The organism is Anaerovibrio slackiae (assembly GCF_009695585.1).
Lineage (GTDB): Bacteria > Bacillota > Negativicutes > Selenomonadales > Selenomonadaceae > Anaerovibrio > Anaerovibrio slackiae.
Genome location: NZ_VUNR01000019.1, coordinates 34,007 through 50,050, shown reverse-complemented (window position 1 = coordinate 50,050; position 16,044 = coordinate 34,007). Strand labels below are relative to the sequence as shown.

Annotated in this window: 11 protein-coding genes; 5 read left to right on the top strand and 6 right to left on the bottom strand. The window is 42.5% G+C overall.

What is annotated here, in order from left to right; genetic code table 11:
- The 5 genes from FYJ84_RS14480 to FYJ84_RS09865 all read left to right on the top strand — a co-directional run.
- On the top strand, positions 1-197 hold a 197-nt coding region (locus FYJ84_RS14480; protein WP_205764192.1), incomplete at its 5' end, for a hypothetical protein.
- Between the two features lie 120 nt (positions 198-317).
- A complete protein-coding gene (locus tag FYJ84_RS09880) occupies positions 318-485 on the top strand; it encodes a hypothetical protein (protein WP_154407448.1) in 168 nt (55 codons plus the stop codon).
- A 369-nt stretch (positions 486-854) separates the two neighbouring features.
- Entirely contained in the window at positions 855-1,871 is a 1,017-nt protein-coding gene (locus tag FYJ84_RS09875) for a type IV pilus twitching motility protein PilT (protein ID WP_154407447.1), read from the top strand.
- An 18-nt stretch (positions 1,872-1,889) separates the two neighbouring features.
- Positions 1,890-2,486 (top strand): 5-bromo-4-chloroindolyl phosphate hydrolysis family protein, encoded by a 597-nt coding sequence (locus FYJ84_RS09870; protein ID WP_154407446.1) that lies wholly within the window; start codon positions 1,890-1,892, stop codon positions 2,484-2,486.
- A 63-nt stretch (positions 2,487-2,549) separates the two neighbouring features.
- On the top strand, positions 2,550-3,179 hold the full coding sequence (locus tag FYJ84_RS09865; RefSeq protein WP_154407445.1) for a hypothetical protein: 630 nt from the start codon (positions 2,550-2,552) through the stop codon (positions 3,177-3,179).
- 76 nt (positions 3,180-3,255) lie between these two features.
- Here the strand turns inward: FYJ84_RS09865 and FYJ84_RS09860 are convergent, their stop codons facing one another.
- The 6 genes from FYJ84_RS09860 to FYJ84_RS09830 all read right to left on the bottom strand — a co-directional run bounded on the left by FYJ84_RS09860 (position 3,256) and on the right by FYJ84_RS09830 (position 16,028).
- Positions 3,256-4,461, bottom strand: a complete 1,206-nt coding sequence (locus tag FYJ84_RS09860) for a hypothetical protein (RefSeq protein WP_154407444.1) — start codon at positions 4,459-4,461, stop codon at positions 3,256-3,258.
- A 24-nt stretch (positions 4,462-4,485) separates the two neighbouring features.
- Positions 4,486-5,403, bottom strand: a complete 918-nt coding sequence (locus FYJ84_RS09855; protein WP_154407443.1) for a hypothetical protein — start codon at positions 5,401-5,403, stop codon at positions 4,486-4,488.
- 130 nt (positions 5,404-5,533) lie between these two features.
- Positions 5,534-6,403: a hypothetical protein gene (locus FYJ84_RS09850; protein WP_154407442.1), complete on the bottom strand. Its 870-nt coding sequence runs from the start codon at positions 6,401-6,403 to the stop codon at positions 5,534-5,536.
- Positions 6,404-6,430: 27 nt separating this feature from the next.
- Positions 6,431-8,296, bottom strand: coding sequence for a peptidoglycan DD-metalloendopeptidase family protein (locus FYJ84_RS09845; protein WP_205764191.1), 1,866 nt, complete (start codon positions 8,294-8,296; stop codon positions 6,431-6,433).
- Positions 8,297-8,454: 158 nt separating this feature from the next.
- Positions 8,455-15,288, bottom strand: coding sequence for a helicase-related protein (locus FYJ84_RS15115; protein ID WP_235901416.1), 6,834 nt, complete (start codon positions 15,286-15,288; stop codon positions 8,455-8,457).
- 14 nt (positions 15,289-15,302) lie between these two features.
- Positions 15,303-16,028, bottom strand: a complete 726-nt coding sequence (locus FYJ84_RS09830) for a hypothetical protein (protein WP_154407438.1) — start codon at positions 16,026-16,028, stop codon at positions 15,303-15,305.
- Positions 16,029-16,044: the final 16 nt, after the last annotated feature.

The following is a 16,044-nucleotide window of genomic DNA, read 5'->3' as shown; positions in this document are numbered from 1 at the left end:
CGCATAATCTCTTTGATTATTGTAGCATCAGGAAATCCAATTTCATAGAAAAATATTTAGTTGTAAAAAGAAAAATAAGTTTTGCATACAAGGCGGATATCTTGCTTACAAAACTTATTATACGAGGAGTTGATAACGTGACAACCTGGCCATTACCACTTGCTGGAGCATATGACATAACATATAACTCCCTGTAGAACTTAAATTGCTCAAGAAATGATTTGGAGGCGTGTTCATTTATAAACTGGCATTAGCGTATGATGTTATCCAGGAAACGGATATGGAAATCAAATTTTACTTTGAGGAGCGTGGTAAGGATGACTAACAGAGAAAAATTAGCGACTATGAGTAATGAAGATTTGGCAGAAATATTAAGCAACTTAGTAGATCCTTGTAGGTTTTGTATTGACGATTCTTGTGGTCAAAAAACTTGCGTTGATAATATAAAGAGGTGGCTGGAAAGCGAGGCTGAAATAACGCAATGATGGATGAAGTGTATGAGAATCTCGTAACAATTTCGTTTGCTATTGAGATTAGCGCGATAATAATTTGGGTAATTGATGAGGTGATTTTATGACAATTTATTGCGGCATAACCCCTATGTTGATAGGATTATGGAATGGTTAGAAAGTGAGCATTTTGATGAGCTTTAACGAATTTATATCAAGTATCTTTTTATGGATTGTCCTGGACATCGTCTGGTGGATATTAAAATATTTTAGATGTCCAGGTTATAAAATTACTGATGCACTACGTAATATAATCATTAGTATTGTTCTATTTTTGCAACTGTATTTTTTGATTATATTATTTTCAAGCAACTAATTTTTAATGAATCATAGGAGTAATTGATAATGATTAATATGAAGATAACCGAACTTATTGAAAATTGCAGAGCAGCTCATGGTAGCGATATACACATAAAAGCTGGACAGAAATTTGTATATCGTGTTGATGGCAGCCTGAAAACATCTACCAACTCTTTTTCTAACGAAGATATAAAAGAACTTATCCTATCTGGCGAAATTTCTTTGACATCAATACAAACGCACATGATTCAATCATATCAAATTGGGATGCCAATTAATATGGATACTACATGTACCATGGATATGAATTGCCGTATTAATATCTACTCGGATTTGCAGGGATTAAATCTTGCCATACGGCTGCTGCCGAAAAACATACCTACCATGAAAGATCTACGCCTTCCCCCTGCCATACAAAACTTTACCAAGCTGGAACACGGCCTGGTCGTTATTTCCGGCCCTACAGGCAGCGGAAAAACCACTACAATCGCATCTATTCTTAATGAAATCGCTGCCACGCAAGCAAAGCATATCATAACCATTGAGCAACCTATAGAATATAAAATTTCATCTGCCCTATCACTTGTTACTCAGCGTGAAGTCGGCACCCATGTATTAGATTTTGCTGAAGGGCTGATCGAGGCACTCCGCCAGGATCCTGATATTATCCTGGTAGGCGAGATGCGTAATGCAGAAACCATCTCCACCGCTATGCAAGCAGCTGAAACAGGTCATTTAGTTTTTACAACATTACATGCAGGCAATACCATGGAAGCTATTGACAGATTTAGCCAGTATTTTCCTGCCGACCGCAATTTAGAGATAAGAAATCAGCTGGCGAATTGCCTGAAAGCGATTGTCACACAGAAACTATTACCTGCATCAGAAACAGCCCCATACAACAGAGTGGCCGCTTTTGAAATTATGTTGGTTACGGATGCAATAAAAAACACCATCCGCAGCGGTAAATCTTTCAGGCTAAAAGATTTTATGAACCGTGCAGATGGCATGATTACTATGGATGAGTCTGTCACCGGACTAAAAAATAGAAATTTAATTTGAAAATTAGGAGGACATATTATGAACGGGGACTTTTCTTTTACTTTTTTTATTTTTCTAATACTCGCGTCGATTGGGGGATTTTGTATGGCTTATGCCGAAAACTTAGAAAAACAAAAGGAGAAAGAAAAAGATACTGTAAAGCAGAATACATCTAAGGAAGATAAAGATAATTATTTTGATGAGCTTTATAAAACAATGATTATAAACACATCAAAATTTAATGAATTAATAAAAAAATATCAAACGATTAACTATGGACCAACCGATACAGAGTTAATATCAAACCTAAAAAAGATGGAAACAATCACCGAAGCCATCATAAATGAAGTAGAACGTGATGAGTCAACGAAAAAACAAAAGCTACGTTTAGCAAGAGACTTTATAAACTATTATCAAAGCAAATCTATATATTTCTTGGATTCTTTGTGTAATTTGATCTCATCGGGAGTTGAAAACTCAAAATTTGAAAATACTATTCGTTCAATTACAAAAACGCTATATGATTTTGGTAATGAATATGAAAAACAATACTGTAAAATTATGGAAATCGAAATTGCAAAAATCGAATCTGAAATTAAGGTTATCAATATGAACGAAACTTATACAAAAGACTAAAGTATTATTGCTTACACTTCTTGATATATGTAATCAGCACAATCGAAAATAGAGGTGAAAATAATGATGACTAATAAAGCATCTGATAATTCATTAAAAGGAGAAGATTATATTGTAATATTTATTGTATTTTTTATTTCAATTATACTGCTTGTATATGGACTTCTTTATAATATTTACAATTGCTTCGAAAATTTAATATTTAAAGAAGCTGTAATTGAGACAAATTCTGATAAAAATATATTCAATGAAGATATTCATTTAAAAGATTTACATAAAACGATATTGCTAAACACCTCAAAATTTAATGAATTAATTAAAAAATACCTTAATATAGTCAATAATAAACAAACCGATACGGAACTAATATCAAACCTGAAAAAGATGGAAACAATCACCGAAGCTATCATAAAGGAAATAGAACGTGATGAGTCAATGATAGAACCAAAACTACGTTTAGCAAGAGACTTTATAAACTATTATCAAAGCAAATCTATATATTTCTTGGATTCTTTGTGTAATTTGATCTCATCGGGAGTTGAAAACTCAAAATTTGAAAATACTATTCGTTCAATTACAAAAACGCTATATGATTTTGGTAATGAATATGAAAAACAATACTGTAAAATTATGGAAATCGAAATTGCAAAAATCGAAGCGCAGATTAAAATTCATGAAATGAACAGTCAGTAAACTTGAATTATAACAATACAAAAAAGATGTTCCTTGTTTGCTATATAGGAACATCTTTTTCTGTATATATTGATAATTATCTTTTTTTCGCAACAGCGGTTATTTTCCCCTGAGACAACACAGATTGGCCTTCTTTCTTAATGCTATCAAGTATCTGCAACTGCTCCTTTGAAGTTAGCCCAGAAGCTCTCAGGGCCTCCAAGATGTCATTTTTCACTGCACTAATCGTCTCTATTCTGGCAGCTTTCTCGCCGTTCTTGATAAACTGCTTAACCTCATCTACGGAATATGGAATAGTATCATTATACTCGATCGCCTCTAAATTGATTTTATCATAGTTGTGTTCTATAAAATTTTGGCTCAACTTATACTTTCCAGAAATACACTCCCAGCCATTTTCTTCCAGGCCGGATTTATATTTTTCAATGAACGCCTCTGAAAAGTTTCTTTCTTGCGATATATACCGATATGTAACCAGGCGATCTATATTATCTAATACACAAAGCTTGTCTTCATATTTTTGCAGTATATTTTCTGAAAGCATATATCCTGTATTTACTCTTGCTGCTAAAGCCTCAGAAGGAAGCTCGTCTATATGAGCTTCAATAAACTTATCATCCAAATTGTACTGATAAGTTGCAATATTCTTCAATATTTCCCACTGATAGCCACTGTAATCCTTACTCATGAAGTATTCCAATGTCAGCTGGTCCATATTGGTCAAATTGTGTGTGAGCCAGCAAACCTGTGCACCATGCCAAGGTTGATGCAGCAGAAAATCTCTTGAAGAAAACTCACTCATATCAGGATCATGAAATTCTTTCAGCTTTGCCATATCCACTGCTTCCACTGTTGATAGCAAGCTCAATTTACCTTCATACTCTAAATACGCACATTCATTTCCAGCAGAAGCAAATTCAAGCAAGGCCGCCTTAGTGCCTAAATCATATGGAACAGTAGGATTATTATAAAAAGCATCTGCATTGAAATGATCCTTATTGCAGTGCTTTACTACCAATTCTTTATATTCACTATCATATGGCTGATAACAGAAAATATTGTAGCTGCACGCATTAATCTCATACCATGTGAAATTATGATCAGTATGGTACTTGAAGGCCTCCGGATATGTACAAAATTCATCCAGCATCTTCTTGTTTACCTTATAATCATGAAATAAGGTCTGAAAATCCACATTTCGCTCTTGCCACCCCGGCACATCTTCCCAGGTATTAATCTCACCCTGGGAAAGTGGTAAATTTTTATAGATTTCGTTTTCCATAGCACACTACCTCCTAAAATCTTTTTATCTGTTCCTCGTTATGTTATTTCTATCTTTGTTCACCAATGCAAATCCGATGGATTTGATATTTTCCACCATGCGCAGCTTTTCAGCAGGCTCATTGGAAAAAGAATTAATTTCAGCAGCCAGTTCCCCAGGGGTAAGTACCGCATTATTCTCCCTTGGCAGCCCAGGCATAACCTGCCAGTTTACCATTAAGTTTTCCAAGGCTTCATGCAGCTTATCATAATGGCTGCCACAAAGCCGTACATTATCCTGCTCATCAATTTCACTTCCTTCAGGAGCTGGCACTTTAACTTGCTGTTCCTCCAAAAAATCCTCAAAAACATCGATAATCTGACCTAAAAATTCCCCACGTTGTCCTGCATCCGCCAAATTAACCGCATCAGCCATTTTTGCCTTTTTGTCCTCCGGCATAAACTTTTCCTGCAGCTGCATCCATGTAAGCCGTTCCTCCGGAATAGCATATTTATCTGCCATCGCCTTTGCGCCGCCACACTGCAGAGCTATCTTTTCTAATACATCTTTCATATCATAACGTGTATCGCCTGCCTGCCAATCTACAGTGGTCTCCCCTACACTAATCTCGTACATGTTAAGATTTTTAACAATATCATCTGACTCCTTACCGACACGTACATAATCACCGCCACACCTGTCACACCAATCATTCAGAAATTCATCTTCTCCTATGCTCCACCTCTTATAATTAGGCCAATGCAGCACAATGACATCCTCCGGCGAATTACCATTTACAACATCTAAGCTATCAATCGAGGTTGTTTCTCCAAGCACCAGCTTATCAGCTTCCTGGAAAAAATCTTCCAGCTCCTTCTTATGCTGATGTTGGCTAACTGACTTCAGCATTTCCTCATAATCCCTCCGCTGCATTGCTGCAGCAATCTCACTATAAGTCCCCATATTTTTACCTTCTTTCCTATATGTTTATGATGTATCAAGTATATCCTGCCCAAAACGCTTTAAAAACGTGATTTGTCGCAAAATTTGAAAGCCATCTGAAATGCAGCTTCAGATGGCTTTTTCAGGATCTTCAATCTTCAAATTTTACAAAACCAATTGGTTCTGGCTTTGGCACCAGCTTCTCCTGATGCTCCGATCTGTTATATGGATCCTGTATATTCAGTTTCGCCTCCCTGATTTGTCTGGCCGTGTTCAACAGTTCATTATTTTTTACTGTCTCCGTAACGCTTCTCATGTTGGCTAAATTGACCATCAACGCATTTCGCCTCGCCCAGACGGCATCCTTTAACGCTTGTATCTGCATGTTAATTTGCGCCAATTCCCGTTCTCCTTTTGCCTTAGCTGCCTGCTGCAAAAGTGCATCCAGCTGCCGATTAATTTCCTCTGTATCGGCTATGGCAGCTGCCGACGTTTCAGCAATTTTGGCAGTGGCATTCTCCACTGCCTGAGCCTGTTTGTCTGCACTGTATTCGTATTCATCTTCATTCCAGCGATTGGATTTCCTAAAATCCTCACTACCGAAAATTCCCTGCCCCTGGGATCTTTTATACGCTTCCGCAGTAATGGTCTGAGTCTTTTTTAACATCTGCTGATCCTTGTTGAAAATATCTGCAGATATTGGCAGACTGTTGATTATTTTCAACTCCAAGATATTTTCAGCATTGGAAAGCCAGCTTACGCACTGGCTGACAGTAGTAACCCACTGTGCCAGCCGCTTGGGATCCAGCACAGAGCCACCCTGCCAGCCCAAATCACGATAGAAAAAACTCGGATTATTGGTATCTGCCCAGGATATGCTTGTAGGCGAATAATAATTTGGCGGATCCCAAGGTTCATCCCAGCCTGGAACCGTCCTTGCATATACTGCGCTGCCGCCTACAATCACTAAGGCAGCAGCAACTGCTATGCAGCTTTTTTTCTTCAGTGATAACTTTGCCATGATAAAAAACCTCCCGATATAACTCTCTTATCCCTGCTCATTTCCCAGCCTGAACCCCGGCTGCCCGAATTGTTTCATAAATCTGCCGGAAATACAGTCAGCCATCTTCATAAAGATGATAACAACAAGCAGCAGCTTAAGCATAACAACATAATTTACTCTCTTTTCCATCACGAATCCCACACTGCCAGCAACCTTCCTTTGATATTCGTAAGCCTCTGCATTTTCCATGCCACCTGTCCCCTGGTTCCAGGCCCTGGCAGCAGCTTCCCAGCTGCCATATTCCTGATAATACCCCCTTGTGATATAACTTGCTACCAAATCCTGATTATGCGGACTCCACGGCCAGTGCGTTGCTGGCTCCGGAGCTGTCCCCTGCTCCCCATACCCATTAAAGCGTGTATAGCTGCTGTCATCATCAAGGGCCGGCCCATTACCACGATTAGCCATATAATCATCACACCAGCTGTCCCAATAATCCTTGCAGACCTGATAAGCTCCATAGTACCCAACACCATTATCGCAGTGGTAATTGCCATTGTAGGATTCCACCCTGCGCATCCCTGCCAACAGCTGCTCCTGGGATTGTATCTTACCAGTTGCGACAGCTGAAGCCGGATTATTTACCTGAGTTATAAATTCAGCCGTTGTAATATTCTGCATGGTATTTGTCAGCATAACGGAAAACACGCAGAAAAACATAAGATTTATGGAAGCCACAAATACACCGTTAAGGGCATTGGCTCCATATTTTCGCGTATAGCTCCAGCCGGAAAACAAAAAACCAGTAAAACTCATCAGGATTGTAAAATAGAATTGTAGGTATGCCTTGGCAATCTGGATGCCAATGATAAAGAAACATATCATAAATATCATCCCAAATATACCGCAGGAAATAGCCGTTATATTAAGCATCAACACATCCAGCATGGAATTAATGCTCAGCATCTCATTTATCAGCTGCGCTACAATGCTCATGCCCTTTTGGATAACTGCTGTCGGATCTGACAACAATTTTCCTGCTTCCCCCAAATTGCTGCCCACTGAAATTGCACCGATTGCCGGAAAACTATTTAATGCCAGGGTGCTGATTGTATCGCTCCAATGAGTTATGATGAAAACCAGGCAGCCATATAAGAAAAATTTCTCAACAAGCCAAACCCAGAATCTTCCATCTTCCGTTTGAAAGCGAGTGATAATTGCCCAGCCTAAATCTATGGTAAGCAATATAGCAAAAACAGTGTAAATCATGTCCTTGATATTGCTTATGCCCTTAGTGAGCAGTTCAACTGTATGATTGATAATGTCCCTCACCACTTTGGCAAAATCTTCCGCGATTTCCAAGGTTATAGGCGGCTTTCCCGAATTATATCCATCTGCGCTGCACTCCGCTGTCAAAATAGCTGGAATATACAGCCCTGGGTCTACCTTCGTGCCGGAAAAGACATCTCCTTGGATTACCTCAAAATGCAGATGCGGGCCCGTGCTGTGGCCGGAATTGCCTGAATAAGCAATAAGCTGCCCTCTGCTGACAACCTGCCCGGCATACACAAGCCGTTCATCCAGATGCCCATAAATAGATCCCATGCCATCGTTATGCTGTATGGCAATCCAATTTCCATAACCGCCCTCATCATAGCCGGATAATACCACGGTGCCACTATCAGCAGCATAAACAGGAGTGCCTGTCGGCACGCCTATATCCACACCTTTATGGATATGGTTTCTCACACCGCTGATTTCGCCAAAAGGGGACGTAACCTGAAACGGCGGATTCAAGGGACTTTTCATTTCCGCATAGGCTGTTGTTGCCAGACCTGTACCGCATATCAAAATCTGTATAAACGCTGCTATCATTAGCATGACGAAAAAATTGTGCTGTCTTTTTGGCATATATCCATCCTCCCACTTTGCTAAAACCATCATACTAAATTTATGGCATTTCAAATTGCGAATTTGTCGCAAATTTGCCCAAAAAAGAGTACCCACGCTATGTGGATACTCTAAATATCAAATATATGTATTGTTCAAATTGGACAGACTATATGTTTTTATCTCGCTATTGCCATACCTGCACAAGAGTCCTGATATTCTTCCCTGGCTGCTGTCTGTTCAGAATTATGATATTGCTCCATAATCATCCCTAAATCCTCATAACTCGGTACACTAGGGGAATTTTTAATAATCACATCCACAACATCAAATGCATCATAGCCGTGCTCGCCGTTGCGAGATTCCGTTATACCAAATTTTTCCACCAGCTCCTTGTAAATTTCAAAATCAAATTCCTTGTCCCATTGATTGTCGTGCTCCTGATAAAGCATTGCCGCTTTAAACCAAAAAGCACGCATCAGCAAATCTTCTTCCGGCAGCCTGTCCGGGCAAAACTCCCCTTCATTGTCAAAGAGAGCTATGACGTTCCCCAACCTGACATAACCTTCCTGCTTTATCGCACTATCCTCGTCCATAGCTGACTGGATTTTCAGTTCCAGCTCCTTCTGCCTGGCAGTCACTTCCCGGAGCAGTTCTTCCTTCTCAAAAGGCTTTTGCAGTTCCTGCTTGGCAAGCTCAAAATCATGCTTCAGCTGATCCAGTCTTTTCGTCTGGTTCTTGATGTCACTGTATATCTGCTCTATAGCTGCATCCATACGCGTTATATTATACGTATCCACACCAGACAAATTACATTCCTGCTGCCCTTTGTAGCTGAGCACAATATTCGTCAGCCCGGTCCGCAGTTCATTACGCATCGTCAAAGCCAATCCCCTGTAGTGTCCCTTTACCTTGGTTAAATCGCCTTTGGCTGCCTTCATAAGAGCCTGTCCGGCCTCTTTCTTGTCAATATATGTCTTGCCGTTCAGCTCCAGCGAAAATAAAATCTCGCCACTTTCCATCTTTATGGTATTGGCTTCCGCCTGCCGCTTCATATCCTGCAGCTTTTCAATATTGGCTTCCAGGGACTTTATCTGCAGCGGATATTCCATCTGGCACTTTCTCTTGAGCTTATCCTGGGCAGTCAGATAATTAGACTTGTCAATTTCCAGCCTCTTTACCTGATTATCAACTTCCATTTTTTCCTTAATAAGCGGATTGCCTGTGGCACATGCCTTGACTTCTGCATAGGACAAGGTTACTTCATCACAATCCTCCGAAGTACGCGTTGGCACCTTCGATGTCATGATCTGGGATATAAACCGCTGCTTATTCTCCAAAATCTGCCACATATAGGCATCAAAAGTCCCCTCAGTAATATACCGAAAAATCTTCACACTGGCATTGGTATTTCCTCGCCTAACTATCCGGCCCTTGCGCTGTTCCAAATCTGACGGTCTCCACGGCACATCCAGGTCATGGGTGGCAATGAGCCTGTCCTGTACATTGGTACCCACGCCCATCTTATCCGTTGAACCTAACAGGATTCGCACCTCACCTTTCCTTACCTTGTCAAACAATGCATCTTTCTGCGCATCCGTCTTGGCATCGTGTATAAAGGCAATTTCTTCAGCCGGTACTCCGTTAGCAATCAGCTTTGACTTGATGTCATCATACACATTGAAATTTCCTGCCTTATTCGGTGTGGACTTATCGCAGAATATCAGCTGGGTAGCTTTATCCTCGCTGGTTTCCCTGTACAATTCAAGCACATTGCTGACACACTTATTTACCTTGCTGTCCGGGTTATCAGGTGCATCCAGCTGCATAATCCTCTGGTCAAGAGCTAGCAATCGCCCCTCATTGGTGATTTTAAGCATGTTATCAACCGAGCTGTCCACCAGCTTGTCACGTACTGCCTTGGCACGTTCAGCCAGCATATTAACCATTTCCTTCTGCAGCGGTGTCGGCTTCATGCGCTCCACGATAATATTTTCCTCTGGAACCGGCAAATCCAGCATATCAGAAGTCTTGATATCAGCAATCTCCTTGAACATGGCCATAAGCTCCGGTAGATTCTGAAACCTGGCAAATTTGGTACGCTCCCGGAAGCCCTGTCCCTCCGGATTGATTTCCATATCCGTTTCCTGCTGACCGAAGTTCGCAGCCCAGGCATCAAAAAATCCAAGCCCGCTTTCCTTCAATGTCTCAGGCTGCAGGTAACGCTGCATGGTATACAGCTCCGTCATGCTGTTAGATACCGGGGTGCCCGTGGCAAATACAAGACCGCGGCAATTAGTGATCTCATTGATATACTTGCACTTCTGATAGAAATCCATGGTCTTATCTGCCTCAGTCGTCTGAATACCGGCTACATTGGATAATTTGGTAGGTGTATATAAATTCTTGAAGTAATGAGCCTCATCCACATAAAGCCTGTCAATGCCCAGATCCTCAAACACAACAGTCTGATCCTTCTTTTCCTGTTTGTTCATGGACATGAGCTTTGATTCCAGCTTCTTCTGCGCACGAATCATCTGCTTGACCGTAAAATTATTTTTGCCATACTCATCGGCATATTCTTCCATGCCCTCAATAATCTCATTAATCTGTTCCTGCAGAATAATCTTCTGCCTTTCCAGGCTCAAAGGAATTTTTTCAAACTGGGTATAGCCCATAATGACGGCATCCCAATTCTGGGTAGCAATCTTTGAACAGAATTCCTCCCTGTTTTTGGCTGTAAAGGTCTTGTCTGTGGCCACAAGTACCTTTGCTCCCGGATACAACCTCTGAAAATCCTCTCCCATCTGCTCTGTGAGATGCTTCGGCACGACAATCAGTGACTTGCTTGCCAGTCCTAACCGCTTGGATTCCATTGCACTGGCAATCATCTCAAAGGTTTTTCCGGCTCCTACACAATGAGCCAGCAATGTATTGCCACCATACAAGGTATGAGCTACTGCATCCTTTTGATGCTTCTTTAAAGTAATATCCGCAGTCATGCCGGGAAATGTCAGGTACTCGCCATTGTACTCCCTAGGCTTGATGCTATTAAAATGGCGATTGTAATACTCCGTGATTTTTCCTGAACGCTTTTCATCGGCAAAAAGCCATTTCTTAAAAGCATCTTTCAAATCCTGCTGCTTGATGCGTGCCTCCAGCGTTGCTTTTTCATTGAGTTTTTTCCGCTCACGGCCATCCACGTAAACCGTATCATAAATCTTCGCTTCACGCAGATTCAAAGCCAGCTCACAGAGCTCAAGGGCATTTTTCCCATTTGCACTGGAGCCGGATGTACCATAGGTAGTATTCACCAGCGGATTATCTTCCAGAACATTTTTATTGTTGATTTTCCATTCCCCTGTCACATGGGAAAATTCCACCGTTATATTGCTTTGATAAGATGGGATATTCAAAGTCTCAAAAAGGAACTCCCTGACAGTGGATGGTTTTAGCCAGGTTGCACCGAGATTGACCGAAATTTCTCCCGGCTGCAAATCTTCCGGCTTGGCAGCTTCCAGAGCCTGCCGGTTGCGCTCCAGCTTATCAATTTTTTGCTGCAGCTGCCGAACCTCATCAGCTTCTACCAACTCGGCAACCTTTTGCTGATAAGCTTCCAAAAAGGCAGGAAAATCTGCCGCTTCCTTGTCAAAAAAAGCTTTTTGTTCCTGGTAGGATAAGCCACGCACCTTGCTCTGGTATTCTTCCACATCCAGCTCTGAACCCTTTTTCAGCAAAAAATTGTACACTGGAGCCATGTATTCCGGATTTTTCCAGGCATCTGGATGGTCAGGATTATCAAACATGCACTCACGGATATTAAACTGAACAAATTCTGGAATTTTAAGCCGAAGCAAAAGTTCATGATAATATGACGCCATATCCCATCCCCTATACCGCTGTTCCATCGGTCTGCCCAGCTTGATTGCCTGCAACGGAAATAATGGATCCTTGTCATATTCAAGCGGTATGGAGATTAACTGTGCCGCATATGCCATCAGCATCAGGTCACGATTGTCATAGTGTTTATGGAGATACATCTTGCAGTCCTTGTCGACATTGTACTCCTTGACACGGTTTTGAATCGCACTGTAAATATGCGCCTCTATCTCATTTGCCGGGGTGAACTCATATCTGTCCCAGCCAGGAAAAATCTTTTCTGCCACAGCCTTTTGCTTCCGCTCAGACAAATCAGCTATAACCTGCTCTACTTCCTCAATTTTCTGGCGAATATTGCCGGACAAGTATTCATCTGCCAGCTGGTATTTATCTGCTGCAGGATTGTAGTAAATGCTGGTAAACTCCAGGTCATTGATAACATCCTGCTCTGAGCTGCCTGTCAGCCCTGCCATATACTCAAGGTCTACATCGCCACGCTCATTCAAGGAAATCTTTAGGGCATCCTCAGCTGTATCAGCATGTTGAGGTGCAATATCTGGCTTGATAGTTCTCTTGGTGAAAATATCCGCCTTTTTAAGGAATATCTTGTTATCATACACTTCCAAGGAACGCAGCAGGGAATAAGACGGATCCTGGGCAAATATCTTTTTCAGCTTGCTGTCCTGCTGAATCCTGCCATATCGTGCCACATGCTCATCGTACCATCTGTTCAAAATGTGCTGCTTTTCTGCCAATACAGCATCCGTGCAATCCTTACGCTGATTTTCCAGCAAATCATACACTGCTTCCCGGATATGGATAGCAGAAATAAGCCGCTTTTCATCAGCAGCTGAAACATCAATATTATCCCGCGTGCCATCAGACTTAATCTGCACAACACGGCCATCCTCATAGAAAAATCCTATAGCCCCTGCACGGGCAGCCTTTTCCTGCACCGGCACAGGCAACGGAATTGCACTTTCCTGATATATTCCCTCTGGAATTTTCGTCTGCACTGCCTCATCCAGCAGCTCGGCCAAAGGCCTGTCCGGGTTTTCGTCACAGAACCATTCAGTGCCAAACGGACCGCTGCGCTGCCGCATATTCCCCAAAACATTATCCGTGAAGTTTTTTCCAGATTTTGCATAAATATCGCGATAATAATCATTTGTGGGTATGTAGCCATTAACATCCGAATTGATCCATTTCTCATGACGTACCTCATCCAGAGATAATTCATGCTCACGTTTTTTGAAAAAAAGGATATCCGTAGTTACTTCCGTACCTGCCCCCTTGAACGCTGTGTACGGCAGGCGAAATGCCCCTACCAGCTCCGCTCTCCTGGCTATATACTCACGGGTCTTGGAATTGTGCTTATCCAACGTCCCGGAAGAAGTAATGGCAGCAACAATACCGCCTGGGCGCACCTGATCCACCATCTTGGCGATGAAATAGTCGTGCAGCAGCATCCCCTTGTCTCGATACGGCAAGTCAGCACGCATCTTATAATCGCCAAATGGCACATTGCTGATTGCCAGGTCAAAGGAATTGTTGGCAAACTTGGTCGCCTCAAAGCCCTGATTGGTAATCTCCGCTTCTGGATGAGCAAGAGCAGCAATACGGCTGGTGAGGCTGTCCAGCTCTACGCCAAAAAGATTGCTGCCCTCCTTCATTGTCTGAGGCATTTCCTCAAAAAACCTGCCGGAACCCACTGCCGGTTCGAGGATATTGCCACCCTGAAAGCCCATCTTCTCAAGAGCCTTGTAGATCCCCTGAATAACCTCCGGGGAAGTATAATGGGCATTAAGCACAGAACCCTTGGCAGCCGCATATTCCGCTGCTGTCAAAATGTCCCTGAGCGCATCATACTCATTTTCCCAGGACTTATTAAACTCATCGAACACCTCCGGGATGCCGCCAAAGCCCCGATAATTTTTCAGAAGTTCTCGCTCATTGGGCAGGGCCGGTCTCCCGGCAGCCTCCAATTCCTTTGCCAGCTTGATAGCTGCCAGATTTATGGCAAACACTGCCCTCTTGCCTTTAGCCGAAGACATATCAGCAGTGAAATCAAAGCTTCCCAGGTCTATATCTGTCAATCCATCTCGCAAATCTCCCTCAGCAGGCACTCCTGGACTATCTCCCTCACCTGGTTCAGCAGTCCCGCGTACTCCAGGCACGACATCCCCGGTGGAAGCTGCTCCGGTATGCCGTTTCTCTCCATCAGCTGCTTCTCCAGACGATCCGCTTTCTGGCTGTATTCCTCCTGATAATTCGTCAGGTAGCTTTTCGCCGTCCCCTTCTGCAGCATCTCCTGCCACTGGTTCGGCCTCTCGCTCATCAAGAAGCTTCTCCGGGCGTTCCCCCACTGCCCCAGATACAGATTCTCCAGAGGAATTTTCTCCCTCTCCCAGCTCATCTCGTTGTCTTCCATTGCTCTCATCGCTCCTCGTTTCTTCTTTTGCTTTTTCCTGATTCTTGATGATAAGGCCAATAGGAGTTAGCATGTTTCCTGTCATGCTGTTAACCTGGCTAAGCATGAACTCCGCATTGAAATCCTGCCAATCGTGCAGCATGAACTGCATCCCCAGCTCATCCTCCGCATTATAGCCCAGCCGCTGCAGCATGATATAGCTGCAGCTGAGGGCATAGAGTTCTGTATCAGAGATTTTTTCACTTATTCCATCCAGGGCATTATATCGCTCTGCTGCCGCAGTAAAGCTATCCATCATGCGCTCTGCCAGGGAGCCTTCCCCAGGAAACATATTATCCAGTATCTCCTTGTGCTCATCCTCGCGAAATGACCACAAAATACTTTCCGGCTGTGTCCCGGCCTTGTACTTATCAGTATAGCGAAAATCATAAACTTTCTCCACATCAGTAGATGTAGAATCTAAAATTTCTATACCGGGAGCATTTTCTTCCAGCTGCCAGCCAAGGGTGCTGTTCCATATAGGTGCTGTTGCCACAGCTACGGTGGATGCCGGAGCATGGAAAAACAGGTTAATCTGCTGCGCCAATGAATACTTGTGAAACTTTGCCATTGTATTCAAAAATTCCACATATCTCTCAGGATTATTCTTAACATCAGCCAAAAACTGGCTATTCTCAGCCAACAGGCTTTCTTTGCTTGTCATGATATGTTCTCTCCTTATCTGCCTTTAGCCTGGTCCTGGCTGCTGGCATAATCCTTCTCACCTAAAAATCTCTGCAAGGCCTCCCTGCCTTTGGCCTTGATGCCATCCAGGGACTGTACCATTTCACGGAAATCCAGCATAGCTTCCTTCATAGTTTCATAAAACTCCGCCACCAACGATGGTTCTTTAATCGGCTCGTCGTAAAACGCTTTTTCAGCAAACCTCAATATATCTGTACTTTTCCGAAAAGCTTCCTCCGCTGGCATATCAGGATTATCCAATATTACAGCCTTATGGACATAGGTCAAAATATCAGCTGCGTAATATCCATCCTCCAGCATTTCCATTGCCTTGACTATTGCTTTTTCATCGGACTCCTGAAAGTCCCTGAAATCTACAGCATCGATATACATCTCCCTGAGCTTTGGCATAACGCTGCACAGCATCTCTCCGGCAGCTTCCACCCTGGCATTAATCTCAGGCATTATTTCTCCTGCCCTGTAGGGATTTTCATCTGCAACAATCAGATAATCATCACGCCCGGCTATCCTCAGCTCCCCAAAATCACCAATATCCTTCTCATGTTCCCATGCCTGCAAAAATTCCACCGGATCAGCAGGATAGTATTCATCCGGCGAAAAATACTCACCCACCACTTTTTCTGTGAGAATTTCCCTGATAATCTCAATCTGATTATCATTCATGCCAAAATCCCGCAATTCCATTTCATACTCACTCATAACGCTATACCCTCCT

Bases quoted from the DNA above. Each gene is read 5' to 3' on its own strand.
- FYJ84_RS09880 (WP_154407448.1), top strand. From the start codon at position 318: ATGACTAACAGAGAAAAATTAGCGACTATGAGTAATGAAGATTTGGCA.
- FYJ84_RS09875 (WP_154407447.1), top strand. From the start codon at position 855: ATGATTAATATGAAGATAACCGAACTTATTGAAAATTGCAGAGCAGCT.
- FYJ84_RS09870 (WP_154407446.1), top strand. From the start codon at position 1,890: ATGAACGGGGACTTTTCTTTTACTTTTTTTATTTTTCTAATACTCGCG.
- FYJ84_RS09865 (WP_154407445.1), top strand. From the start codon at position 2,550: ATGATGACTAATAAAGCATCTGATAATTCATTAAAAGGAGAAGATTAT.
- FYJ84_RS09860 (WP_154407444.1), bottom strand. From the start codon at position 4,461: ATGGAAAACGAAATCTATAAAAATTTACCACTTTCCCAGGGTGAGATT.
- FYJ84_RS09855 (WP_154407443.1), bottom strand. From the start codon at position 5,403: ATGGGGACTTATAGTGAGATTGCTGCAGCAATGCAGCGGAGGGATTAT.
- FYJ84_RS09850 (WP_154407442.1), bottom strand. From the start codon at position 6,403: ATGGCAAAGTTATCACTGAAGAAAAAAAGCTGCATAGCAGTTGCTGCT.
- FYJ84_RS09845 (WP_205764191.1), bottom strand. From the start codon at position 8,296: ATGCCAAAAAGACAGCACAATTTTTTCGTCATGCTAATGATAGCAGCG.
- FYJ84_RS15115 (WP_235901416.1), bottom strand. From the start codon at position 15,288: ATGACAAGCAAAGAAAGCCTGTTGGCTGAGAATAGCCAGTTTTTGGCT.
- FYJ84_RS09830 (WP_154407438.1), bottom strand. From the start codon at position 16,028: ATGAGTGAGTATGAAATGGAATTGCGGGATTTTGGCATGAATGATAAT.